The sequence below is a fragment of the Pseudomaricurvus alkylphenolicus genome (assembly GCF_011683955.1).
GTDB classification, from domain to species: Bacteria; Pseudomonadota; Gammaproteobacteria; order Pseudomonadales; family Cellvibrionaceae; genus Pseudomaricurvus; species Pseudomaricurvus alkylphenolicus.
On sequence record NZ_JAAQPI010000001.1, the window covers coordinates 63,920 to 89,627 of the forward strand.

21 protein-coding genes are annotated in these 25,708 nt (G+C 53.0%); 9 read left to right on the top strand and 12 right to left on the bottom strand.

Translation table 11 applies throughout. The features are described from left to right. Window positions 1-115 precede the first annotated feature (115 nt). Together HBA55_RS00270 and HBA55_RS00275 are read left to right on the top strand one after the other, a co-directional pair. Window positions 116-571, top strand: a complete 456-nt coding sequence (locus HBA55_RS00270) for a VOC family protein (RefSeq protein WP_166985190.1) — start codon at window positions 116-118, stop codon at window positions 569-571. A 147-nt stretch (window positions 572-718) separates the two neighbouring features. Beyond that, window positions 719-1,756 (top strand): AraC family transcriptional regulator, encoded by a 1,038-nt coding sequence (locus HBA55_RS00275; protein ID WP_166985193.1) that lies wholly within the window; start codon window positions 719-721, stop codon window positions 1,754-1,756. 16 nt (window positions 1,757-1,772) lie between these two features. On the opposite strand, the gene HBA55_RS00280 is transcribed toward HBA55_RS00275, so the two are convergent. The 3 genes from HBA55_RS00280 to HBA55_RS00290 all read right to left on the bottom strand — a co-directional run bounded on the left by HBA55_RS00280 (window position 1,773) and on the right by HBA55_RS00290 (window position 3,943). Then, window positions 1,773-2,225 carry a nitroreductase family deazaflavin-dependent oxidoreductase gene (locus tag HBA55_RS00280; RefSeq protein WP_166985196.1) on the bottom strand — a complete coding sequence of 151 codons (453 nt, stop codon included), beginning with the start codon at window positions 2,223-2,225 and terminating at the stop codon, window positions 1,773-1,775. Between the two features lie 24 nt (window positions 2,226-2,249). Continuing rightward, a complete protein-coding gene (locus HBA55_RS00285) occupies window positions 2,250-3,020 on the bottom strand; it encodes an SDR family NAD(P)-dependent oxidoreductase (protein WP_166985199.1) in 771 nt (256 codons plus the stop codon). 89 nt (window positions 3,021-3,109) lie between these two features. After that, window positions 3,110-3,943, bottom strand: a complete 834-nt coding sequence (locus tag HBA55_RS00290) for an SDR family oxidoreductase (protein WP_166985202.1) — start codon at window positions 3,941-3,943, stop codon at window positions 3,110-3,112. 183 nt (window positions 3,944-4,126) lie between these two features. Between HBA55_RS00290 and HBA55_RS00295 the strand changes: the two genes are divergently transcribed. From HBA55_RS00295 to HBA55_RS00320, 6 genes are all read left to right on the top strand, one after another. Then, entirely contained in the window at window positions 4,127-4,720 is a 594-nt protein-coding gene (locus HBA55_RS00295) for a TetR/AcrR family transcriptional regulator (protein WP_166985205.1), read from the top strand. A gap of 118 nt (window positions 4,721-4,838) precedes the next feature. Next, entirely contained in the window at window positions 4,839-6,026 is a 1,188-nt protein-coding gene (locus tag HBA55_RS00300; RefSeq protein ID WP_166985208.1) for a DUF1214 domain-containing protein, read from the top strand. Between the two features lie 29 nt (window positions 6,027-6,055). Continuing rightward, window positions 6,056-7,315, top strand: a complete 1,260-nt coding sequence (locus tag HBA55_RS00305; RefSeq protein ID WP_166985212.1) for a sulfotransferase family protein — start codon at window positions 6,056-6,058, stop codon at window positions 7,313-7,315. Window positions 7,316-7,322: 7 nt separating this feature from the next. Beyond that, complete coding sequence (locus tag HBA55_RS00310) at window positions 7,323-8,474, top strand: acyl-CoA dehydrogenase family protein (RefSeq protein WP_166985215.1); 1,152 nt, start codon at window positions 7,323-7,325, stop codon at window positions 8,472-8,474. A 240-nt stretch (window positions 8,475-8,714) separates the two neighbouring features. Continuing rightward, window positions 8,715-11,201, top strand: coding sequence for a CaiB/BaiF CoA transferase family protein (locus HBA55_RS00315; protein ID WP_166985218.1), 2,487 nt, complete (start codon window positions 8,715-8,717; stop codon window positions 11,199-11,201). A gap of 105 nt (window positions 11,202-11,306) precedes the next feature. Continuing rightward, window positions 11,307-12,089 (top strand): SDR family NAD(P)-dependent oxidoreductase, encoded by a 783-nt coding sequence (locus HBA55_RS00320; protein ID WP_166985221.1) that lies wholly within the window; start codon window positions 11,307-11,309, stop codon window positions 12,087-12,089. Window positions 12,090-12,211: 122 nt separating this feature from the next. On the opposite strand, the gene HBA55_RS00325 is transcribed toward HBA55_RS00320, so the two are convergent. After that, a complete protein-coding gene (locus tag HBA55_RS00325) occupies window positions 12,212-13,381 on the bottom strand; it encodes an acyl-CoA dehydrogenase family protein (protein WP_166985224.1) in 1,170 nt (389 codons plus the stop codon). 209 nt (window positions 13,382-13,590) lie between these two features. On the opposite strand from HBA55_RS00325, the gene HBA55_RS00330 reads away from it, so the two are divergent. Next, the gene (locus tag HBA55_RS00330; RefSeq protein WP_166985227.1) at window positions 13,591-14,463 is read left to right on the top strand and encodes an SDR family NAD(P)-dependent oxidoreductase; all 873 of its coding nucleotides are present in this window, start codon (window positions 13,591-13,593) and stop codon (window positions 14,461-14,463) included. Window positions 14,464-14,563: 100 nt separating this feature from the next. Here the strand turns inward: HBA55_RS00330 and HBA55_RS00335 are convergent, their stop codons facing one another. From HBA55_RS00335 to HBA55_RS00370, 8 genes are all read right to left on the bottom strand, one after another. Beyond that, window positions 14,564-15,514, bottom strand: a complete 951-nt coding sequence (locus HBA55_RS00335) for an AraC family transcriptional regulator (RefSeq protein WP_166985230.1) — start codon at window positions 15,512-15,514, stop codon at window positions 14,564-14,566. 221 nt (window positions 15,515-15,735) lie between these two features. Beyond that, window positions 15,736-17,118 (bottom strand): phosphotransferase, encoded by a 1,383-nt coding sequence (locus HBA55_RS00340; RefSeq protein ID WP_166985233.1) that lies wholly within the window; start codon window positions 17,116-17,118, stop codon window positions 15,736-15,738. Between the two features lie 31 nt (window positions 17,119-17,149). Further along, the gene (locus HBA55_RS00345) at window positions 17,150-17,566 is read right to left on the bottom strand and encodes a nuclear transport factor 2 family protein (RefSeq protein ID WP_166985237.1); all 417 of its coding nucleotides are present in this window, start codon (window positions 17,564-17,566) and stop codon (window positions 17,150-17,152) included. A gap of 37 nt (window positions 17,567-17,603) precedes the next feature. After that, a complete protein-coding gene (locus tag HBA55_RS00350) occupies window positions 17,604-18,533 on the bottom strand; it encodes an alpha/beta fold hydrolase (RefSeq protein ID WP_166985240.1) in 930 nt (309 codons plus the stop codon). Further along, on the bottom strand, window positions 18,511-19,668 hold the full coding sequence (locus HBA55_RS00355) for a thiolase C-terminal domain-containing protein (RefSeq protein WP_166985243.1): 1,158 nt from the start codon (window positions 19,666-19,668) through the stop codon (window positions 18,511-18,513). The genes HBA55_RS00350 and HBA55_RS00355 overlap by 23 nt, the downstream gene beginning before the upstream one ends. Beyond that, the gene (locus tag HBA55_RS00360; protein WP_166985247.1) at window positions 19,665-20,096 is read right to left on the bottom strand and encodes a Zn-ribbon domain-containing OB-fold protein; all 432 of its coding nucleotides are present in this window, start codon (window positions 20,094-20,096) and stop codon (window positions 19,665-19,667) included. Before HBA55_RS00360 ends, HBA55_RS00355 begins: the two co-directional genes overlap by 4 nt. A gap of 237 nt (window positions 20,097-20,333) precedes the next feature. After that, a complete protein-coding gene (locus HBA55_RS00365) occupies window positions 20,334-22,874 on the bottom strand; it encodes a TonB-dependent receptor (RefSeq protein ID WP_166985251.1) in 2,541 nt (846 codons plus the stop codon). 341 nt (window positions 22,875-23,215) lie between these two features. Beyond that, window positions 23,216-25,699: a CaiB/BaiF CoA transferase family protein gene (locus tag HBA55_RS00370; protein WP_166985254.1), complete on the bottom strand. Its 2,484-nt coding sequence runs from the start codon at window positions 25,697-25,699 to the stop codon at window positions 23,216-23,218. Window positions 25,700-25,708: the final 9 nt, after the last annotated feature.

The window sequence follows — 25,708 nt, forward strand, 5'->3', positions numbered from 1 at the left end:
TCATGTAGATTCAACAGGTTTGAAATTATAATACGCACATATTATATTTTAGTAAATATCTTCAACCACCAACTACCTGCGGTCTGATTGCGGCTGCAATAACGAGAGATTGACTATGAATAAAGAATTAAAGAATGCGCTGGGATTGTCATCGGTAAACCAAGTGGGGTTTGTCGTGAAAAACCTCGAAGAAGCTATAAAACTCTATGAACCGCTGTTTGGGCAGAGCTACGTCATGAACCTTCCTGATTTGGAGTGGGAATATCGAGGTCGTCAGGAAAAATCCTCCTTGAAAATTGCATTGTTTATGGAAGGTGATGTCGAGATCGAGCTGATTGAATGCGTATCCGGTGAAACACCCTATAAAGAATTCATCGAAGCCGGACGCGAAGGTGTTCAGCATATTCGCTGTTCCGTCGATGACATCGAAAAGACCGAAGAAAAGGCAAAGGAATTTGGTTACTCACGAGTCTTTTTCAAGCGTTTCGAAGACGCCGGGGTAGCCTCTATGTACCTGGAACGTGAAAACGACCCTGTGATGCTTGAATTATATGAAGAGAAACAAGCATAACGCTCATAGTAACTTGCCCAATCCGATCACCGGTCGACCCTGGAATCAAAAACTTGTCACCTTGAGACAAGTTTTTGAGATCTGGCGCTATTTAAGCAATGAAAATTCAAAGGTTAACTTGCATCAACAGATCAAGAGGCTATCGGGATGTCGGCTGAAAATTTAATCGATCGATATGTTCGGGTAATTATGAGAAGCGCCGAGACTTCAGGCTGGGACGTAGAGACCGTCTGCCAGGCCGCCGGCTTTGAAGTCTCTGCGATACATGACGACAACCATCGTTTTACACCGCGACAACTGGCGATAGTTACCCGCGAGATCAGAAAGTACGACGACTTTATGGGTCAGATACCCAGAGACCAGGGCCGCAGTAACTTTGAGTTTATGTGTGAAATAGCCATGACAAAACACAATCTCAGGGATGCATTGAAGCTTGGTTTTCGATATTTTGACACTGCGGTCTCAGAATTCAGGTTTCATCTGGAGGAGACAGGTGACGGTAAATCTGAGATTAGAATCGCGTTCAACAACCCCCACGTGGATCCGGAAAACATCATGAAGGAGTGGTGGTTACGTTCCTGGCATCGTCTTAGCGGTTGGCTCATCGGCAAAAATGTTCCTCTTTTGGAGGTGAACTTTAGCCATCAACCCTCTGTCGCACCGGAAGAGTATGATGCGGTGTACGGTTGCGAATGTCAGTTTGAACAGCCCCACAACAGTATCGTATTCGGCTCCCGATATCTGTCTGACCGCATCGTTCGAACCAAAGAGCACCTTGAAGAATATGTCAATCACCCACAGATCGACCTGATTACCTTCCCTCACAACAGAGGTTCGTTTAAAGAACGAGTAACACGCAGCTTACACGATCACTTTACAAAAAATCGCCAGTTTCCCACTATCGACCAGATCGCAAGCGAGTGCTACGTCGGCAGCCAGACCCTGAGACGCCGCCTGCGAGAAGAAGACACCAGCTACAGCTTGATCAAAGAACAAATCAGGCGACAGGTTGTGGAGGAATACCTGACGGGCAGTAATCTGCCGCTGTCTGAAATCGGACGTCTTGGTGGATTTGCAGAACCCAGCGGATTCGCTCGTGCAGTGAAAAGCTGGTCCGGTCTTAGCCCTCGGGAATTTCGCAAGAAGCACGCAGAGGCCCGACAACGGGCCTACAGCAACTACTGACCGGCTAATCAGAACATTAGCCTTGGGGCTGTAATTCGACAACAGGGATCTGGCGATCCGTGCTTTGCTGGTATTGACGATAGACGGGCATCAACTCGCAAATGGCCTCCCAAATCGGGCGACGCTCCTCCGGCGACAGCACTCTGGCCTGCACTGAAATTTTCTTGCGTCGCTTGCGAATGGAAACGTAAGCCCAAGCTCTGAGATTTTCTACCCAATAGGGGTCTTTCGGCGCGCCACCTTTAGAACCGACGACAAACAAACGCCCTTCCAGTTCATAGTAAGGTAGCACAACAGGCCGAAGTACGCCGCTCTTTCGGCCTACTGTTTCCAGCAACAGTGCCGGCCTGGCCTTAAAACCACCCTGCCGCGCAAATACATGATTCAGAGGCGAAACGCCGAGGTATTTTACGCACCAACGATCCGTGGCCAAGCCCCTGGGAGACATTAACCAATTAAGCATTCCCATTGACCGGTATTCCTCCAGGGGTTTTTAGGGTTCAGACAGCTTAGCGTGTACCGCACCGTCAACCGGCATCAAGATACCATTCACAAAAGAAGCCTCATCGGAGCACAGGAACAACGCTGCGTTAGCAATATCCTCCGCCAATCCCAAGCGGCCAACCGGAACATGTTCGCTCCACTTCTCGTAACCGTTTGGCAGAGTTTCCAACCAGGTTCTGAGGCCCGGAGTATCCATTGGACCAGGAGAAATCACATTGGCGCGGATTCCGTATTTGCCATATTCCACGGCTACGCCCCGGGTCAAATGTGCAAGACCGGCTTTTGCGCCCCCGTAGATGCTCAGGCCACCGCAGTATCCCAGGCCCGCCCCGGACGACATACTGACAATACTGCCGCCACCCTGCTCTTTCATAACCGGCAACGCAGCACGCAGGCCGTAATGGACCGAATGCATATTCAGCGCCATGATCTTGTGGTATTCCTCAAGGCTCGCATCCAGATACTGATTCGGCAATGCCCCGCCGGCGTTGTTCACCATAATGTCGAGACGACCGAATTTCGCAACGGCATCACTGACCAGTGCATCCACCTGATCCGCCTGAGTCACATCCGTAATCATGGAAACGGCTTCACCACCATTTTCTGTGATGATTTCCACGGTTTTGGCAGCATTGTCAGGGTTAATATCACTAACCACGACTTTTGCGCCTTCTGATGCAAACCGAACAGCACAGGCACGGCCGATGCCCAGACCGGCAGCGGTGACAACGGCGACTTTGTCTTTCACCCGTTGAGACATAACTTCTTACCTTCTTTGTTAATAGGTTTACTGACCACTTGTGTTGCCAAATCCGCCCCGCATATTACTGCGGGGCGGTGGATGACAACTTAGTGCATGAACTGTCCACCACTGACAGTAATCATCTGGCCGGTGACATAGCCGGCACGCTCAGAGGCAAGGAACATACACATGTAGGCCATATCTTCGGGACGACCCAGACGGGGCAATGGCAGGCTGCTCATATTGTAGAGAGTGCCTGCTTCCATATCCTTCTGCATCTTGTCCGGCTTACCAATTTGCTCGAAACCGAAACGGTTCCAGAAGCTGCCCTCGCCAACCTGTTCCGCCTTATGGGGGACGATCCAGCCGGGGCAAACCGTGTTAACCCGTACGCCTTTCTTGGCCCACTCCCAAGCCAGAGACTTCGAAAAGCTGTTAACAAAACCCTTTACACCGCCGTAGTGGACCAGGTTGTGAGCCGCTTCACCCAACAGTGAAGAGGTTGAAGAAATGTTAATGATGCTGCCGGTACCGCGCTCCAGCATATCCTTGGACACCGCCTGGCAACAGTTCACAACACCATCAATGTTCAGTTTGATTTCCCAGTCACGACCGGCTTCGTCAAAGTCTTCAAAGTTCGCCGGGTGTGCAACACCACCGGCGTTGTTCACCAAAATATCAACGGGACCAAAGTGTTCATGAGCCAGATCTACCATGGCATCCACTGAAGCGCGATCAGTAACATCAGTCGCTACCGCCAGAATTTTTCCGGCAAAGCCCTGCTCTTGCGCCTCTTGGGCCAATCTCTCTCCGGTCTTGGCGTCCCTGGAGGCACTGACTACATTGCAGCCTTCACGCGCAAATTCCAATACCAGCCCTCGGCCAATGCCACCACTACCACCAGTGATGATTACCGTCTTACCCGCAATACCTAAATCCACAGTCAACCTCCAAACATAGTTTTTCTCAGGATATACAGAGTTCTCAATGATTTTTGAGCATCTATATTTTTATATGACAATGTCATATTAAAATGAGATGTCACCCGGAGTCAATCGTCTATGTCGATCTAAGAGGCCATGTTACAATGCCCTGCAAGCATAAATAAGCAAACTGGACAGACTATGCCAAAGATTGTTGATCATCAGGAACGCCGCAACCTGATCGCCGAAGTCGTGTTTCGCACCCTCGCTGAAGAAGGCTCTGAGAAGGTGACCATCCGCGATACCGCCAAGGCCTGCGGTTTCTCAAAAGGTGTTATCGAGCACTATTTTGAGAACAAAGAAGAGCTCTTATACGCCGCCTTATCCTGGGGCAATGATCGCTATCTGCAACGGGTCAAGGAAAATGCCGGCACGGAAACCGACATGCCAGCGCTGCATCAAAGAGTCTATTCAGTCCTGCCCATCAACAAGAGCAGCCGAGACGAATGGAAGGTTCGAGTGGCGCTTTGGAATCTGTCGAATTTCAATGAGCGCTTTTACACTCTGCAAAACAGCACCATGCACCGCACTCGTGCTCACTATAAGCAAAGCATTGAAGAATCTCAGAAAAACGGTGAGATCAATCCGGATTTGGATCCGGAATTGATTGCTAAACGGGTGAGCTATATGGTCATAGGACTAAGCCTTTCAGCACTGAGAGAACGCCGCTACTACACCAAAGCCAGAATCCTCGAAGAGGCCTTCGGCTATATAGACGATCTCGTCAAAATCTAGCTATTAACCAAAAATACCAGCAATGGTATTTTTTTATTTGCTTTTATAGGACAATGTCCTACATAATAAAAATCGCTCTATAACCAATATTTCTGTTGATGTGAAGAATGGTCCGAATATGAACGAAAACACTGAAGACAAGCTATTGCTCCAGGCCTGGAGTGACTTTTGCGACTCCCTTAAAGCTATGGGCCGTATTCCATTCCGCGAGATGGCACCGGGCACTCCCGTAGACCGTACCGCCGGTTTCCAGCAAATTCTTCGGAATCTGTCCCTGTCGATGGACTTCGAATACGAATATAAAAACCCCAAGTTTCCGGAACTGGCGAGATACTTTTCCCCCACCCGCAAACAGGGTGGGGATAATTCCGATTGCTGCTATGTGGGTGCCCAGGTCAACGGCACAGATACCTATCGCATCACTGGCAACCGGGGCTCCTCCAGGTATTTTTCGGTAACTGCAGTTGAAACCGGTGACACGCCGTGGGGCGGCAAAGTATGCAATGCACTTTTTGGTGAGCAGATTGAAACTGAAGAGGATGGCTCCTTTGAACTGATCGTCAGCCCGGACCCTCACCCCGGCAACTGGCTGCAGACCACCCCGAACACCTTCCGCATTACCTTCCGCCAGTATTTTGCCGACTGGGAAAATGAAAAACCCATGAAGGCGCGCATTGAGCGCCTCGGTGCGGGCAACGAGGTACCGGATGTTCTGTCGCCACAGGCGTTTGCCGAAGGACTGTCACGGGTATCCAACTGGCTGGAAGAGTCCATTGAATACTGGCCGGCAATGTTGGAAAAGTGGAAGCCCACTCCCAACAAATTCATGTCCTATTGGCAGCTGGAAGACAAAGGCATTGACGCCACTCCAGGCGGTGATCCGCTTGTGTGCTATTGGCAGTTACCAAAGGACGAGGCTTTGATTATTCGGGTTCAGCCCGCTGACTGCCTGTACTGGTCGGTCGAATTTGGCAATTATTATTGGGAAACCGTCGATTATCGCTATCGGTTATCAAACACCAATTGTCACTACGCTACACTACAGGATGATGGTGAGTTGATTGTTGTGGTTTCCCACACTGATCCCGGCGTGCCCAACTGGCTCGATTGCTCCGGTCATTCCGAGGGCTATGTCACCTACCGTTGGATGATGTCTGAGCATCATCCGGTGCCCGTTGCCGAGCAGGTCAAACTGAGTGAACTGGCAGATAAACTGCCCGGCGACATTAAAAGGGTGGATGCCGATTGGCGCAGAGAACAGCTCGCCACCCGTCGTCGTGGTGTCAATCAGCGTTTTGGCTACTGAGTTAAATTTTCGTATTTGAGGACAATATCATGTCAAGTTCTTCCCTCTCCTGGAAGGCGCCGGAAAGACCTGAATGGGTACAACAGTTTAACGCTGAAGCCGGCGCGATGGACATCGATGCCGTGGTACCCCTGGATCCGGCAGAGTTGATAGCCACGGCCAAAAAAATGACTGGCAAAGAAAACTTTGGCGGTGACGAATGGCGTGAGCCCTTTGAAGTTCTGGTGAAATCCCTGAACGAAGAAGCGGAGCTCAACTTTTTTGGCCGACTGATGGCCCGCCAGGATCTGCTGGTGTGGCTGAACGGACTGCTGGGCGTCCAGGCTGCTTTTGATGAGCACCCTGAAATTGAAGAGGAACAAGTCGACAATCCTGTCGTCATTGCCGGCCTGTCGCGTTCGGGCACCTCGATTCTGTTTGAACTCTTGGCCCAGGATCCACGTTTCGGAGTACCAAAACAGTGGGAAATGATGTTCCCCTATCCGCCGCCGGAGAAGGAAACCTATCTCACTGACCCGAGAATTGAACAGTGCCAGCGTATGATCACCCAGTGGAACCGGGTCACGCCCAGCTTCAAGACCATGCATGAGCTGGATGCCAATATCCCCAATGAGTGCATTATCGGCCAGGCCTGCAGCTTTATCAGCGAGTATGCGCCCGCCCTCTACCAGATTCCGTCCTACATGGAATGGCTGGGTAAGAATCCGGATTGGGACTACTCCTACGGGTTTTACAAGCGTATGCTGAAGGTATTGCAATGGCGCAACCCTCGTCAGCGCTGGTTGTTAAAAGCACCGTCGCACATGAATTATCTGCCCCAGCTGTTTGCAAATTTCCCTGAGGCGAGTGTGATTATCACCCATCGCGACCCCATCGTTGCTCAGGCTTCGGTCACCAATATTCAGGGCACGATTTACTGGCAGCGCAGCGACAAACCGCTCGACGTAACCGCCTTTGAAGGCCTGTTTGACGCCGGCGCCATGTCTGCAAGACTAGAACGTATTGTCGACTGGATTGAAGATGGGGATATTCCCCGTGATCAGGTGATCAGCTCCCGCTACGCCGATTTGATCAGCGACCCGGCTGCAGCAATCGAGAAGGTATACCGCAAGGCCGGGCTGCCTTTTGACGCAGACGTCACCAAACGTACCGACGCTTACCTGGAGGCCAAGCCCAAGGGTAAATTTGGTAAACATCAATACGATGTTCCGGAGGGTGAGCGACTGGCTGAGGTGCGTGCGCTCTATCACCGTTATCAATCCTATTTCGATGTACCCAACGAGGTATAGCCGAACCATGAACTTCACACTGAACGAAGATCAAAGCGCCCTTCAGAGTCTGGCCAACCAGATTTTCCAGGGCCAGGTGACCGATGAGTTTCTGCTGGAGCATGATCGTAGTGGCCAAAGTTTCAACTCTGAGCTCTGGTCGCTGTTGGCTGAGCAGGGAATCCTGGGGCTTGCGATTCCTGAATCCTGTGGAGGCTCTGACCTGGGGTTTTTCGAATTGACGCTGCTGCTGCAGGAACAGGGCCGCTCCGTGGCGCCCGTTCCCCTGCTCAGCAATCTGGTAATGGCAGGGCTGCCTGTCGCCGCCTTTGGCAGCGACGACCAGAAACGCCAATACCTCACACCCCTGGCTTCCGGACAACACCAGCTTTCGGCTGCCGTAGCCGAACTCGGTATGGCGGACGCGGTGCAGACCCAAGTGCTGGCCAGCACCCAGGGGGAAGGCTGGGTATTGAACGGTGAAAAACACGCGGTTCCCTATGGCCAGGAGGCTTCCGCCATCCTGGTACCGGTTATCGACGAGGATAATCGCTGCTCGGTGTTTATCGTTGATACCGATGCGCCGGGGGTCGACCTGCAGGCGCAACGGACAATGCTGGGTGACAGTCAGTCCAGGCTGCTACTGAACAACGTCAGTGTGGATCGCAGCAAATTGCTGGGTGAAATCGGCGACGGAGAGCATATCCTGTCCTGGATCGAGCTGCGGGCCAATACCGCGCTGTGTGCAATTCAGTTGGGCGTTACCGAAGAGGCCCTGCGACGCACTGCGGAATACACCTGCGAGCGCACGCAGTTTGGCCGTGCCATTGGCAGCTTCCAGGCCGTCGGCATGCGCGCCGCCGACGCCTTTATTGATATCGAGGCGATTCGCTCAACACTTTGGCAAGCCGCCTGGCGTCTGTCAGAAGGGTTGCAAGCCGACGCAGAAGTCAGGGCAGCCAAATACTGGGCCTGTATCGGTGGACATCGGGTTGTTCACACCAGCCAGCATCTGCACGGCGGTATCGGCTCGGATCTGGAATACCCGATCCACCGCTTCTACCTGTGGGCGAAAAATACCGAGATGAGCTTCGGTGCCACTGCACTCCAACTGGGCAAGCTGGGACAGCTGCTGGCCCTGGATGACTCTATCGGAGCGAGCTGGCTGGCGGTATCCTGACCCCAGACATCGACATGGCGGGTATTCGACTCCGTTCGGTGCCCGCGCCAGCTCCGTCCCCTCACTTCCAGTCCCTCTCTTCAACAGCAATCAGCTCCTGCTCGACTGCGCCTCGCGCCGCTGCCCGGCTTTGGTAACTTAGGTCAAGGAATTGATCTTTTGAGGAATTCACTTCCCTCCCCTCCTCTCTAAGATGTTAAGCGTCACAAGAACATCACGTATCGCTACGGAGTAAATTATATGCCAAGTCCACTCGAGGGAATCCGCGTACTCGATCTGTCCAGAGGAACCGCCGGTCCGATGACGTCCATGGTCCTGACCAGCAATGGTGCCGACGTCATCAAGATCGACCCGCCGGGTGGGGACAAGTTTGCATCGCAACTGGGTTACCACTCCTGGCAACGGGGCAAGCGCAACGCCGTGTTTGACCTGAAAGACAACGCTGATCGCGAGTCCTTTCTGAATTTGGTGAAGACGGCTGATGTGGTGCTGGAAAGCTACGCCCCCGGCGTTACAACCCGGTTGGGAATCGATTATGACACTCTCGCCAAGATCAATCCGCGTCTGGTGTACTGCTCGATCACAGGTTACGGTCGTGACAACGAATGGTCCGACCGACCGGCCTACGATGCCCTGGTAGCGGCACGTCTGGGTTTTCAATACGAACAACGTGGTCGTGTGGGCGGCATCTACTATACCTCGGGTGCAGAGATTCCATTTGAAGATTTCGACTTTGATCCCAACAGTGTTGAGGGCCCGCGCAATGAAGATCGCGATGGCCCCCTGTTTTCCGCCAATGCCTGGCCCAGTGCCGGCACCACCTACAATGCCTTGATTGCCATCAGTGCGGCACTGTATGTGCGCGAAACTACCGGACGCGGCCAACTGGTGGAAACCAGTCTGTTGCGGGGCGCCCTGACGGCCGGCATCATGGCCTATTCACGAGCCGATAAGCCCGATGCCCCGCACTTTGCTTCCTGGATCTCCGACTCCCGCACCTCGAAGGGCGAGTTTGAGTGTAAGGACGGTCGCTGGGTCACGCACTGTACGCCCAATCCCAGCTTTGTGTATTCCGCCTCAGAGGGTGACACCATCAAGAGCTCTAAAGAGGCTCAGAAAATGACCCCTCGTCAGGATCCGGATCGCATCATGCCGAACTTCGATGACATCATGGTTCTTAACCACCACTACCCGCAACTGGCTGAATCCTTCAAACGCTTTACCGCTGACGAGTGGGCAAAAGCCGGTTCCGAAAGTGGCCAGTGTCTGCAGAAGGTGCGCTCACCGGAGGAGGGTTTTAACGATCCCGGCTTTTTGCAAGATGGTTGTATTGTTGAAATCGAAGATGACGAGCTGGGTACCACCCGACAGCCCGGTGTGTTGTTCAATCTGGAAAAGAACCCGGTCACCATCAAAGGTGGTGTCGCCAAAACCGGTGAACATACCGAGGAGATCAAACGCGAGGCAGAACAGGCCAAGTCACTGGATGTTGAACGCAGCACAGCACCCGCCCCCAAGCAGCCATTAGCGGGCATTACCGTGCTTGACCTGGGGATGGCCATCGCCGCACCTTTCAGCGGGCAGCTGCTTTCTGATTTGGGAGCAGACGTTATTAAAATCAATGCCACCTATGACTGGTTCTGGCATTCCACTGCCATCGCCATGTGCTCCAACCGTGGCAAACGCAGCATTGCCGTTGATATGCAAACCCAGGAAGGCGTGGAGATTATTCAGAAGCTGGTAGAAAAGGCCGATGTGCTTCTCCACAACATGCGCTACAAAGCAGTAGAGGGAAAAGGACTTGACTACGAATCCCTGAAGAAAATCAACCCCCGCTTGATCTACTGCCATACCCGCGGCTTCGAAAAAGGGCCACGCGAATTACTGCCAGGTAACGACCAATCCAGCTCCGCGCTGGTAGGTACCCAGTGGGAAGACGGTGGCTGCAGTCGCGGCGGACGCCCCTACTGGACCATGACGACACTGGGTGACACCGGTAACGGTTGTCTGGCAACGATTGCCATTCTGCAGGCACTGCGTCAGAGAGAATTAACCGGCGAAGGGCAATTTGTGGATACTTCCATTGTTAATGCGCATCTGCTCAATACCTCCCACGTTGTCGTTCCTGCGGGTGAAGGCAGCTTCGACAGACCACACCTTTCCGGAGATGGTCTTGGATTCGCCGCCGGCTATCGACTCTATAAAACCGCCGATGAGTATCTCTGTGTTGTCGCTCATACAGAGTGCCACTGGAGTGCCCTGCTCTCGAGCGTTCTCGGTGCGGATTCAGCAAGCGAAGATCGATTTGCAACCGCAGAGGCTCGAAAAACCAATAATGCCGAACTTGAACAACTGCTGGAGCAGGCCTTTGCGGGTCAGTCCGCAAGTGAGTGGTTTGAGCGTTTGGATGGCGCAGGTGTACCCTGTGAAATCAGTGATCCCAAGTTTACCCGCACCATGTGGGAAGAAGATTCCTTTATCAGAGAAAACGGCTGGCTGGTTAACCATCCACATCGCGTGGTGGGGCACTCAGGCAACGTCGGCTGTTCATTTGACCTGTCAGAAACGCCGCCCACTATTCAAAGCGGCCCCCTGATCGTGGGGGAAAGAACCCGCGAAATTTTGACAGAACTCGGATACTCAGAAGAGCAACAAGAGGCCCTGTTTACGGACAAGGTCGTTGCCGACGAATCCTGCTACATGTATGACATTGGCGAAGCGGTTTAATCCCGCTTTTGCTCCCAGGGCCTCAATCGAGGCCCTTTTGCTTTTTGAACAACCCATATTTCGGGAAATCAAAACACTGCCAACAAGGTGTTAACGGAGAAAACCATGACTGACAGACTCAAAGACAAAGTTGCCATAATCACTGGCGGGGGTTCCGGTATTGGAGCAGCTATTGCGAAACGATTTGCCGCCGAGGGAGCCCGGGTCGTCATCTGCGGACGCCGACTGGAACCTCTTCAAGAGGTGGTTACCGAAATCACCCTCGCGGGTGGTACCGCCGAAGCCTTTTCCGTGGATGTCAGCGATGAGCATGCCGTCAACGGGCTGATAAGCAATACTGTAGAGAGCTACGGACAACTCAATATTCTGGTGAACAACGCAGTCTCCATTGCCCCGGGTATGTTGGCGGAACAGAGTACTGAATCATGGAGACAGAATTTTACCGTTACCGTGGACGGCACAATGTTTATGATGCGCGCTGCGTATCCTCACCTGAAGCATTCCCAGGGTTCCGTCGTTAATATATCTTCCATTTGCGGACAACTGGCTACCCCCTGCATGGCGGCTTACAGTTCTGCCAAAAGTGCACTGACCACCCTGACACGTAATGCTGCTGTTGAATGGGCTCCGCATAACATTCGCGTCAATGCGGTCGTGCCCGGAGCCATACTGACCCCACCCACCCAGGCTGTGATGCCTACAGAGGACGCCCAGAAAGCCGGTAGTGCCTTGATACCGCTTAAACGCATTGGTGATCCAGTAGAAGTGGCCAACGCCATTTTATTCCTGGCATCGGACGAGGCCTCCTATATCACCGGTGTAGCGCTTAATGTTGATGGCGGCCGTGCCGTGGAACTCGTTACCGGTGACGCCAGCTGGGAGGACTGAGTGAGAAGGGCCGGCAGGCCCTAGCGGGCTCTGAAGGATCGGCTATGGCTGGCACTTTACCGCCGTAGCCTGAACCAGAAGAGCTCAAAGAATTTCCTGAAGATCCAAAGTTTGAAAAGCGTTTAACGATGCCGTGGCATATTTAAACCAAAGTTTGCAACAATGCCCCGCTGAACCTCGTTAACGCCGCCACCAAAGGTATTGATCTGGCAAAGGCGATACTGATGCTCCAGATCCCCTTGCAGGGCCGCCGCCTCCGATCCCGCCCGGACAAGACTTTCCGGACCAATCACTTCCATCAGCAGACGACAAACTTCAATCAGTCCCTCAGTGCTGTAGACTTTCATGGCGGACGCCAGTGCCGGATCAAGACGTTTTTGATCCAGCTCCCAGGCAAGACGCGCGTTCATCAGACGCATAGCCTCAAGTCGAACGTAGGCTTCAGCAAGATTGTTCTGAACCCAGCTGTCGTCAATAGCCCGGCGGCCATGGGCGCGGGGTTCACGGGCCCAGTCCAGGCAACGTTGATAGAGCTTCCAGCCCTGAATACCCCAGGCTGCCAAACCGACCCGCTCGTGATTGAGTTGCGCCGTCATAAGCTGCCAACCCTGATTGACCTTACCCACAACCATCGACTCGTGCACGCGCACATTGTCGTAATAGGTCATGTTGGTTTGATAAGTACCTACAGTATGAATGGGCGCATGGCTGAAGCCCTCGGCCTTGGTATCCACAATAAAGAGTGTAATGCCCTTGTGCTTGGGAGCCTCGCTGTCGGTTCGGGCCGCCAGCCAGATATAATCTGCGCCTTCTGCACCACTGGTGAATACCTTGGTGCCATTGATCACCCATTCCTCACCCTCCTTGACAGCGGTAGTGACCAGACTGGCAAGATCAGTCCCGGACGAAGGCTCGGTATAGCCAATCGCGAAGTGGAGTTCACCTCGCGCAATGCCGGGCAAGAACAAGGCCTTGTGTTTTTCGGAACCATGCTCCATCAGCGCCGGACCTACCGTATTCAACGCGATAAACGGCAGCGGCGCGTTGGCCAGAAGCGCCTCCTCGAAAAAAGTCATTTGCTCAAGGGTATCACGCCCCTGGCCGCCGTATTCTTTTGGCCATCCTATTGCCAGCCAACCGTCTTCACCCATCTGGCGGATCAGCCGATTAAACAGCTCACCACTCTCTTTACCTCTCACGGCGTCACGAATTTCCGGTGTAATCAAACCGGAAAAATAGTCACGAAGCTCCTTGCGCAGGTTTTTCTGGTCTTCGGTGTAGTCTACATACATGGCTTATTCAACGGCTCCAATTGGCTTATGTTGTTATTATCCCGCTTCCCATTTGAATTGGGTGTACGCCAGATGACAATTCGTTGGCCAAAGGTTACAGCTACCTGCCAGCGTATTGAATCTGCCTCTGCCAAGTGCAATATTCGATGTCATCACAATCAAGTCAGTCTGACTGCAGACGAGAGATTACGCACCAGAGGAATAAAGAAATGACGAACGAAACTACAGCTGAATTACCCGTTTGGATTCCAGCGGAAGCCAAAGGCGAAGCAGAGGTGAGAGCCAGACTGGCCGGACGCCGAGTTCTCGTTGTGGGCGCAGGCTCCCTCCCCTGTGAGGGGGATAATCCTCCCGTCGGCAATGGCCGTGCCATGGCCATCCTGGCAGCCCGTGAGGGCGCTCAGGTGGCCTGTGCCGACGTCAATGAAGCTGCTGCCCAGGAAACGCTGGATGTTATCGAGAAAGAGGGCGGCAGTGGCTGCGTACTGAGCGGCGATATTCAGATGGAAGAGGTATGCCGCGCCCTGGTGACACAAACCGTTGAAAAGCTGGGCGGCATTGATGGCATCATTCTCAATGTGGGCATACCGGCCCGCGCACCCGGTCTGGGTATCGATACCGAGGAATGGGATCGTGTCATGGATATTAACCTGCGTGCCCACTACCTGATCGTGAAAGAAGCCATGCCGCTTATGCCTGTGGGTGGCTCCATTGTCTTCGTAAGCTCCATCGCGGGTCGCCGCTCAGGCAGCCCGTTCCCGGCCTACGATGTCTCCAAGGCAGCACTTGAAGGACTGTGCCGCGCTTCGGCCGCTGAAGGTGGCAGACTCTGCATACGCTCCAATACTGTTGTGCCCGGTATGGTTGATACACCGTTGGGACGCTGGGGCAACAAAAATGTGGAGTCACGGGCTGCCACCGAAGCAATCGTACCGCTGGGACGCCAGGGTACCGGCTGGGATATGGCCTACGCCGCCTGCTTCCTGCTCTCTGATGAAGCCAGTTACATTACCGCGCAGACACTGGTGGTTGACGGTGGTTTCACCAAGATCATGGGTGGCCGCGGAGCGCCACGCAAATAACATTGGTGCTGATCTTTGGTCCAAAAAAATACCCCGCTCCCAATTGGCAGCGGGGTATTTTTGCGTTCCGCAACAAGCATTTGATTAGCGAAGGATACTGCTAGGATTGGCCAACCACCTGCTGGCGATATTCCGACGGACTCACGCCAAACCAATGTTTAACCGCCCTGGAAAGACCGGCTGGTTCCGCGAAGCCACCAATATCCGCGACTTGCTTTAGTGGAATGGAAGGATTCTCCAGCCACTGAACCACAACCTCACGGCGAATACTCTCCTTCAGATCAGCATAGCGAATACCCTCTTCCTTAAGGCGCCGACGCAAGGTCTGGGGGCTTTTGAAAAATCGATCGGCCAACTCATCCAGTGTAGGAAATTGTTGAGTGCTCAAGAAAGACAAGCGCGCCTCCGCCCTTACCGCTTCTCCAACGGAGGTATCGCCCGGAATAGTCACACCATCCACCTTCTGACTGATTGCCGCCCATAGCTGGGCAAGGTCCTCTTCGCTGCGCACAATGCGACGCTCAAGATAGCTCGCATCAAAGGAAATAACGTGACGATCCTGCTCAAACAATACCGGGCAGTGAAAGATCCTGGCGTATTCGATAGCGGGGCCATTGGCCTTGTGCGTAAACTGAACCTCGCGCAGTTGGATTTGCGCACCGATAAGAAAGCTGGAAAGGCTGTGAACCGCGCGCGGAAGCGTTTCGCGCAGATATCCATTGGTATCGACATCAGCTGGATGGATCTGCATGGCCCAATAGGCGACGCCCTCAACCACCGTCAGTTCGAATTTCAGACTGTGGGTGGCAATCCCATAAAGCGATACCAGTTTTTGCAAGGCCAGGCCCAGGGTCTCTTGATGGGAAATCAATTCAATAAAAAGGCGAAAAGCTCCTGGTTTTATCCTGTCGTGGGTTGACCCCATCAGCTCGTCATCCAGTTGCTCGGCAACCTCACGAATCAATGCCGCGTAATTCCCCGGTTGCCAATCATCATCAGCCGCGATCGCTTGCACAGAGAGCTTGAGATCGTGTTCAAGCGCGGTATTCATGAGTGTGCGACAGTAATGCCCCATTAACTGGGGAATTTCTGTAACGGCCTGAACTTTCAACCCCAATATAGTTGGATTATTAGTTGGCAAGGCTACGCCCTTCGTCTGGTTCAGCGGGAATTCGGTATGGTTGTCCTGTTTCAGATTACACAGTTAACACCTTTCCGTGCAAGCCAAAAAGGGGGAATCCCCCTTTTTGGCCTCATGATTTTCTGTCTGAATCACGCCACAGCAAGCGGCTCAACTTCAGGCAAGGGTGCGGTCACAGCGTTCTGAGCTCTTCCCATTCCTTTGCCCATCAGAGCAACTTGCCTGACCGCATGACGATAGAAGTACTTGATCAGTTTTTCGTTTTGATCAGCGCCTGCCGCCGACACCAGATCGTTCAGGAGTCTGTGCCCTTCTTTCAAACTCGAAGGTCTTTGCCCCAGCAGCGCTTCCATATCGTCCAGCTCCTGAATATCCAGTTCACGGCTGAGACCGGCTGTGGCTTTGGCGTGTTCCAGCAACCTCAGATCCATTTTGATGCGGTGCTGCAGGAAACTGTCCTCGGTATTTGGCAACAGCTCGTCGCTCAGATTCTTAATCAGAATATCGCAAGCCCGCAACCCCGGATTATTGTCCAGGTCGGGAATCGCCGGTGCTTCCACGTCAACGCCTACAGCTTCCGCCAGCGCTTCTGCGGAGGCCAATTTAGACCAGGCATCCTGCGCCAACCATTCCGCATGATCATCTTCAGCCGACGGTTTTTCTGCAACAGGAGCCAGCGCCAGTGTTGTAATCAGCATCGCAATCACGTTGTAATAGCGCAGTTTATCGATATCCAGTTCTACACCGGATTTTCGGGCGTATTCATTGAACCACACGCCAAGATTGCCCGTCGGGTACCAGACATCACGGGTACGGATTTGAGCCAACTCTCTCATGGGATCGCCAAGAAAACCCAACTCGAAGTCAACCACGGCGGCAATTTTGCCGTCCTTGAAGAGGCATTGTCCCGGTCCTGTATCTCCCTGTACCAGCACGGCTCGTTCGGGAGCCGGCGGTATATTGGCACGCAGCCATTTACAGGCAAAGGTAATCAGGGGCACCGGTTCAATCAGGTTATCAAAGCAGCCTTTTTCCCATACCTCCAGATCCTGAAGCACATAGTCCGCGGCGGTTTGGGGCTTTTTTAAACCCAGAGCTTCAAACTTTGACGCATCGATTGCGTGCCATTTCGCCATAATCGCTGCGAAATCCCTGGCCACAGAATCCCGTTCAGCGCTGTCTTCGATCTTGGTGAAGTCATTCTCACCTTCTACATACTCCATCAGAAGAACAGGCGGTTCCGCATTGCGAGCGACGATTTTGGGTACTTTGATGCCCTCGTTATACAATAGCTCCAGTATGTCGCCCTCCGTTTTCAGGCTGTAGCTGCTGGTAAAGCCCCAGTCTTCGTCCCGGCAACCCCGCGCGTAATACCTGGTGCCGCTTTCCAGAGTCACGAACCACCCCGGCCGACCGCCGGATTCGCGACCTGACTGCCGCTCTATATCAACAATTTTCTCTCCGGCGGTTTTTTCCACCCAAGCAAGAACGTCTTTCTCTTTGATTAAGGCCACTTGCTTTCCTCCTACAGGTTGATTTTAAGTGTTAAAGATTGCCAAACAGTTCACGGGCGACGTGGGTATCGACATGCTCGCGAAGTTCATTGATTTTCCCGGACTCGTCAAATTTGAAAATAAACACGTAGGTGTTTTCGTAACGGGGACCAATGGTGGTATCTCCGACAATCACAGTTTCCATGATTACGCAGTTGTCACCGGCGACCTCAAGCAGCACATCGGCTTTTTGAGTATCGGGATGAAAGGCACCGTTGGCAGCCTCGCTCATCATGGATACGATATTATCTTTTCCTTGATGTTCACCGGGGTAGTCCCCCGCGGCTCCCTTTGGAATCCACCACTTTAAATCTTCCGCGAAAATGTCACTCAACGTGTCACGCCAATTTTCCTTGCCCATATCCTCGAAGAATCTGCGTGCCGTTTTCTTGTTTACTTCATTAGTCATGTTATTTTTTGCCTTTCCCAATAGATAAATGACGCCATCATTGACGTTTGATGACAGGTACCAATTCGTCCAGCCAACTCAGCATCGCTTCGAAGAGCTGAATACGGGACGGATAAATAAAATGCATATGGCCGGCATCCTCCAGCAGGTGGCAGGTCACCTCCCTGGCGGCGGGGAACTGCGAGCGCATGGCTTCCAGCGGATCGCAGATATCACGATCACCAGCGGCGAGAAATAACGGCATCTCCAGCCTCCGGCATTCGGCTGAGACGCAGCCCGGAATGATACTCAATGCCGCCGGCATGGCCAGCACCCGTCCTCGGCTTTGGGCCAGAGCCGCAGCCACTGGCGGAGACAAACGCCCGCCTTCGGTTTCGCGACCGCTAAGATCAAGATCCACATAACCGGTACCGAACTGGGCGTCCGCTATTTCGGCCAGCACTTCTCTTGCCTGCTCTGCCCGTCCGATAAATGAGCGCGCCCTGTCACATAGCAAGTGAGGAATACCACAGTTGCTAAAACCGAGCAGGGCGAGTGCGTCAAAACTGGCGCTGACAGACTGCTGCAATATTGTGAGCATTGCCCCCATGGAGTGACCGACACCAATACAAGGCACGTTGTTTCCGAATCGTCCGAGTACTTGTTTGACAACATTGGTATTGGCGTCAACGATGGTCTCAATCGCGACGTCGAACCCATTATCAGGTTTTGTGCTGTCACCAACACCCAAATGGTCAACCGTTACAACTCGATAGCCCCGGGCGCAAAAGTGCAAGCCGAAACTGTAGCTGTCATCCCCTTTCGGGCGCAGATCGAACCATCCGCGGTTGCATCCTCCGCCAGGAAAACACACCAACAGGGCCTTGACCGGCCCTACCGGTTCGAAAACGGTGGTCGCCAGGATCTGTTGCCCCTCGAGGTCCAGATCCTTACCGACATCGAAATCACATCGCACTGAAGATTGCACCGCTCATACCTGCTGATACCAGGACATTTTCGACGTCGTCAACCTGGTTGACGGAGGTCCCGCGAACCTGCCTCACCGCTTCGGCTGCATTGTTGACCCCATGAATATAGGCTTCGCCGATCAAACCTCCGTTCGGATTGACCGGGATGCTGCCCGCCAATTCAATATGCCCGTCCTTCACAAAATCTTTGGCCTCTCCATAATCGCAGAACCCGAAAGCCTCCAATTGCATCAGTACGATGGGGGCAAAGTGGTCATAGAGCATCGCCACTTGAAAGTCCTTGGGGCCGAAACCCGTCTGGCGATACAATTCGCGTCCGAGGTATTGCGCTTCTTTAAACTGCGACAGCTCACCGTGATAGTAATTGGTCACAACCTCAACCGCCTTGGGTACTGCCTGACTGGTTGCCGAAACTCTTACGGGTACCTGCTTCAGGTCTTTGGCCCTGGCCTCCGTGGTGAGAACCATGGCCACCGATCCATCACTTTCCTGACAGCAGTCTGCACGGCGCAGGGTAGGCTCAATAATCCATCGGGACGCCTGTTGCTCTTCCAGGGTGATCGGACGTTGGTAATACCAGGCCGCCGGATTGGTTGCCGCGTGTTTGCGCATGGTGACAGACACACGCCCCACATCCTCGTTGGTCACGCCATAAACGTCCATATAGCGCTGAAGATTCATGGCCGACCAATTCCCCGGTGACAGCGCCCCAAACGGCATGCTCCACTCCAGAAAACTGGTGCCGGTTCCCGCACCCGCGTCGTTGCTCTGTGTGGGACCGCCAAAGCGTTTGCCGGAGCGTGAGCGAATCGATCGGTAGACAACAACGACCTCCGCCAGACCCGACTGAATCGCAGCGGCGGCGTGGGTAAAGATTCCGCAGGCCCCGCCGCCGCCGTGCCCTACCCGTGAGGAGTAACGCAGATTTTCGATACCCAGAGAGGCGGTCAGCTCTACATCCTCCACTTTGTCCATGGAGAAAGTACACATGCCATCCACATCCGCCGGGGTAAGACCGGCATCATCCAATGCAGCGGTAATGGATTCACAGGCCATATGCCACTCACTGCGACCGGCATCCTTGGAAAATTCGGTTTGACCCAGACCGACAATTGCTGTGTTCAGCTTACTCATTTGTTGCCCTCCGGCCGAAACTGAGGCACCGCTCTGCCACCAACTGTCGCCGCAAAGCAGACTTCAACCGGCATGCCTGGTTGCACCGACTCAAGCTCCACATCAACCAGATTCGACAGCAGGCGAATACCCTCTTCCAAATCGATCAATGCCGTCAACAGCGGATAATCAAAAGCGGGAATTTGTGGATACTGGGGCGAGCAAACGCTGTACACTTTGCCGCGACCGGACAATTGTGTCGGTTGCAGGTCCATGCTCAGACACTCCGGGCACATAGGGCGAGGGGGATGCAGATACTGCTGACACCCTTGACACTGTTGCGCCATAAGTTCGCCACGCTCCGCAGCCTCCCAAAAAAAGGCACTTTCGGCCGTATACATCGGATCGGGCCGCCGTACGGCCGGTACCTGATCATCCTGGGGATTCATCGTTCGATCACCTCGCAGCAGTTAGTCAGTATTGGTTATTAGAATGGACGGGATTAGTATGTGGGTTTGCTGTGAATCATAAAGATCGCAACCTAACAAAGAATTATCCCTTTCGAACAAACGGTTTAGGATTGAATGAAACCGCATACAAAAGACGTAAAACGAAACAAGGCCCGCCCCTTTTGGGGGCGAGCCTTGTTGCGAGATAAGTGGTTGTAGCCTCAGCGGCAAAACACTCTACCAGCTGTACTCAACCCCCATTGACCAGGTCCGCGGAGAATTGTAACCGCCAGTCACCACACCCAACCCGAGATCAACGGCATCGGTCAATACGCGCTTGTCACCCAGATTCTTGCCCGCGGCGAATACTCGCCACTGGTCATCGGCCGAGTACCAGGTTACCTGGGCGTTCCAAAGACCGTGTGATTCCGATATCGCCTCCTGCAAAGCCACGGAACGACTGTCCCAGGGTTGAGTAGCCGGGGTTTCGTCCACATAGGCATACTGCAAGAAAACCTCGACAGCTCCGGCAGAATCCAGTGACAGGCTATATCGAGTACTGACATTGCCACTCCACTGCGGGGCGCGTCCCATCTCCATATGTTCAGCGACGTCGACTGTCATAAATTCACCGTCAACTTCCTGCTGTTCCAAAGATTCTGTGACCTCGGCATCGAGGTAACTGAGGTTCATGTCCAATCGCCAGTCTTCTGTCAAGGCGTAGCCAATGGTCATATCGACACCCTCGGTGATTGCCGAACCGAAATTGCCCACCACGGCCTCCAGGTCAAGATTCCCTTCCGAGTCTTCCAGAACAATAAAGTTACGGAACTGGACATCATCGATTTCGTTTCTGAACCACTCAACATTGAACAACATACGACCATTCATTAGGGTAGACTTAAAACCGATCGCATAGGCGGTCAGGGTTTCTTCATCAAAGGTCGATGTTTCCGGGTCAGGGATACCATTAAAGCCGCCGGATTTAAAGCTGGTCGATACGCTGCCGTATACCATACCCAGGTCTGATATGTGGTAACTCAAACCAATCAAATAGTCGAAGCTGCTCCAATTTCCCTCTTCCTCGATCACATCCACGCCGCCATCCAGGCTCATGACTGATTGGGTGAACAAGGGATCACCGAGCTGTGCTGTCATGGCCTCGGTGGCGCCGGCAATTCTGTCATCGTACCAATACTGGTTACCGATGCCATCGACGAACAAGGCACCCACAATGTTAGTGGTCTGGATTATATTGAGACTGTCTTTTTCTTCTTCGGTGTAACGGCCACCCAGGTTGAGTGTCAGCTGATCCGTAATATCCCATTGGATGTTGACAAAGGCAGCTTTGCTCTCCAACTCGGATTTCGCTTCCAATGATTCTCCCTGCACAATCAATCCGGGATTTAATTCTTGTCCGGCCAGAGGCAACCATTGATTAAGAGTATCTTCAACGCTGGGCCGTGATCCCAGGATTCCGGTAAAGGCGTCGCGGACCCCTTCGACGGTCAGATTATTAAACAGGGCAGATGTTAATACGGTGTCTTCAACACTTGGATTATTCTCATGATCGAAGTAGTAAAGCCCGGCGATGATATTCAGATTGTCTGAAGAGTAGGACAACTGCAACTCTTGTGAAAACTGTTTGTCATGCGGACCATCTTTAGTGACGATATATCCATACGCGGTGCCGTCCACCTCCGTGTTACGCAGTGTCTCGTTGCTGTAACTGGAACTGATTGACTTCACCGACCAGAAATCGTTGATGTCATAACTCACCACCAGATTGGCGAGTTTGGATTCCACATTGAAAATGCCCAGATCCAGTTCAGTGCTGACATCGTCTACATTGTTATATTGAGCATCTGTTGAGCGATCCGTGGGCAGAAATTCGTAGGCTTCCAGACCAGTGGGCAGAACAAAGTTTGCCGCTTGCGCAATCTGGAGTTGCTCCTCGCGACTCAGCGAATTGTAAATCGAGGAAGGAACACGCCCCACCGAGTCGTTTTCAATGGTGCTGTAAGAAAAATTAACCGACAGATTGTCAGTCGGATCCCAGGCCAGAGCGATTCGAGCGCCGCTTACATCCTCAGTCCAGAATTCTTCTCCGGTGTTTACATCGGTTTGAAAACCATCGCGTTCTTTGTAGGTTACAGAAGCAATTGCAGACAAGGTTTCGGTTAGAGGGCCTGTCACAGTGGCTTTCATACCCAACATGCCGTCACTGCCAACTTGGGCCTCAACGTTCCCGCCAAACTCGTCGGCTGGCTGCTGCGATGTAAATTTGATTGCCCCCGCCGTGGTATTTCGACCGTACAGGGTACCCTGAGGACCTTTGAGGACTTCAACCTGTGCAATATCCAGTAGATTGACGAACTGCCCGGAATTTCCCAGGATGTAGGTATCGTCAATGTAAATCGCAACACTGGGCTCAAAAGAGCCACCAAAGGGAGCACCAACACCACGGATAGAGGCATTGGTGGCTCCTGAGGTCAGTCCGCCGGTTTCTGCGATATAGACGTTACTGACGGAACTCTGCAGGTCGGTAACATCGTTAATTTGCATTTCTTTCAATGCGTTCTGGTCGAACGCGGATACCGTAATAGGGACATCCTGCAGGCTTTCCTCACGCTTACGCGCGGTAACGACAATTTCCTCAAGCGCGAAGGTCTCAGTTGCCTGTACCTGTACACCGGGAACTGCCAGCTGAATAGCCAGAGCCATCCAGGTGGGTTTAAAGACCTTTTTAGCGTAATGAGTTGCAGTGTTATTGTTCATCGTTCTCTTCTCTGTATTTTTATGACTTCAGATCGAATGGCGTCCACTTGCACACCATTCCACCTACATGCGACTTGTATCCATCATAGTTGACGCAAACAAGAAGTGAATTGGCAGGGTCACTAATTCTCTTACCATAATCTTCCAAGCCAAAATTCCATCCTGCAGGCAATATACAAGCAAATATATATAACATATTTATATATATGAATAGGGAGTTTCATTATTGTGAAAGAGGGGCGTTGATTACGCCCTGAAGGACACAGCGCCTAACGTGGGGTGGATTACGGCTTCGCCTAATCCACCCCACGCAGAGGAGTTTTCTGAGTGACAGAGTAGGACTAGATAGCCTCACCTATGTCATACATATAACAGGATTCATCCGAGACAACATTTTCGGCAAACAACGCTGTCTGCTGCTCTTCTGAATAACCAAGCTCAGCCAGTATTTCCCGGGTTTGTTCACCCACAATCAGCGGTCCGCTCTGAACAACAGCAGGTGTTTCTGACAGATCCGTGACAATACCGACATGCCCAACCCGCCCCAGGACGCGGTGGGGTAAGTTAACCAGCCACCCGTTTTCCAGTAGGAACGAATTATCCTGCCACATAGCCCGACTGAACTCGGAATCCGAGATCTCACAGGGGACACCCGCCTCATCGAGGCGTTTAAACCAGTCTGCGGCAGTGCCCGACGCAAAGATATCCGCTAACACGGTCTCCAGTGCATCGTTGTTTTCTTTGCGCGCTTCGACCGTGGCAAAACGCCCTTCCTGAACCCATTCGGGGTGACCAACAGCGGTAAACAATTGATCCCAGTGCGTCTGTTTGTGGGCGGCAATACACAGGTAATCGTCCGCGGTTTTATAGAGTCGGTAGCCGGCTGAATAACCCATTCCGTCACCGGAAAGATGTGGCCTGTCAAAGACTCCATCACCGGCAGGCGCTATCACATGCGAGGTATTCAGCAGGTGAGCATTGACAATGGAAGTGTCCACAAATTGCCCTTCGCCGGTTAATTCCCTTTGCCTCAGTGCCTGCAGAATGCCGATTGAAGCCAAAAACCCGTTACCGGTATCCCCCAGTGTGGTCATGGTCCAATAAGGGCGACCTCCTCGACGACAACCGCCATCTTCCCATTGGGTACCGGTGAGCGCAGAAGCGGTTTGATCATTGCCCGGGTGTTTCTCACGGGGACCCTTCTCGTGCCCGCGGGTATGGCAGTAGATCAGACGGGGATTCAATTTCTTCAGGGATTCATAATCCAACCCCTTGTCCTCGACAGCGTTGTAACGCATATTGTGAATCACCACATCGGCCTTGGCGATCAGCTTTTTGATGATTTCCACACCTTCCGGACTGCGCATGTCGACCGCGATGCTGCGCTTGCCACGGTTAGCCGACATGGCAATGGCATTGGAATGCCAGTACCAGTCATAGGTGGCATTGACCTTAATGACGTTTGCCCCCATATCCGCCAGCACCTGCCCGCAATAGGGGCCGGCGATGGCCAAACCAAGGTCAATCACCGTGATGCCCGCCAGCGGATGCTCAGGTGCTGGCGCTTTGCCGGCATCAATGGCCAATGACTCGGCCGCCTTGGCCTCCTGTTTGATTTCTTCCGTGTGCTCCCCGGATTTGGCGACGCCGCCCTTAATGGATATAGGGTTTTTCTCAAGTTTGAACAATACGCCAGACTGACGGGTGGTGCCCAGCTCCGCATCCTCAACCTCGACAACGCAGCCGTCTTTCAGAAACTCCGGATCATTCAGGGCTTCCTCAGGCGTACGGATTTTTTGAATACACTGGGTGCCAGCTCCCGCCTCTACCCAGTCATCCGACGGGAATCGCTTATAGGCAGCGGCCAGCTGCGGATGATAGTGATCCAGCACCATCATGTCCTCTACACCCGGCATGATTCGATCGGGGTCTTGCTTCACGGACATGGTGGGGCCTTCCGCCGCGGGTTTTAAAGTATCTCCTTCAGAAGAACCCAAAATAAAGTTGGGATTGGGCACCCAATTGATGATCCAGCGACCGTCAGAGCATTCGAAATTGCCTTTCGGTGAGCGCGAATCATTGATCCAGGTGGCGAAATGCGGAGCTTCCGGTTTGTCGGCCCGGCTGTAGGCCAGAATACCGGCACTCAAAGCACCTTGTAACAGACTGGTTTCCACCCACTGGCCACGGCCGCTGGTTTCACGCACAAACAGCGCTGCACTGATACCGGTGAGCGCCGCATAGGTAGCCCCTGAACTGAGCCAGTTGTTACCGTTAAATAAAGGGCCATCGCGATCATGGTGCCTGGGCCCCTCTACCGCGTCCTGATTGAATTCCACATCCTCGAATGGGATTTCGCCACCGGAGGTATGAAAAACCCCGCCAACCCGTCCGCGCTGGTCAAAATGGAAACCCAGACGGGCAGCCACCAGAGCCTCGTAGGCAGGCCGATCCGACAACTCATTGTTGCGGCCGTAGCCGGTGATGGAGCAGTACACCAGTCGAGGATTGATCTTGGAAACTGTTTCATAATCGATGCCCAGTCTCTGGGTAACCCCGGGGGCATAGCTCTCCAACAGTACATCCGCTGTTTTGACCAGATTCAGGAAATCGGTGCGATCAGCATCATTCTTCAAATCAAAAACGGCGTTGCGCTTGCCCCGCTGCCAGGCTCTGTATCCCAACTGGGATGCAAAGTCGTCCCCACTCGGGGGGTCAATTTTGATAACGTCAGCGCCATTGCTGGTTAAAACCATTGAAACCATCGGCCCTGCGGTACCCCGGGACAGGTCCAGTACACGAACTCCCTCGAGTGGTGTGGTCATAGATTATTC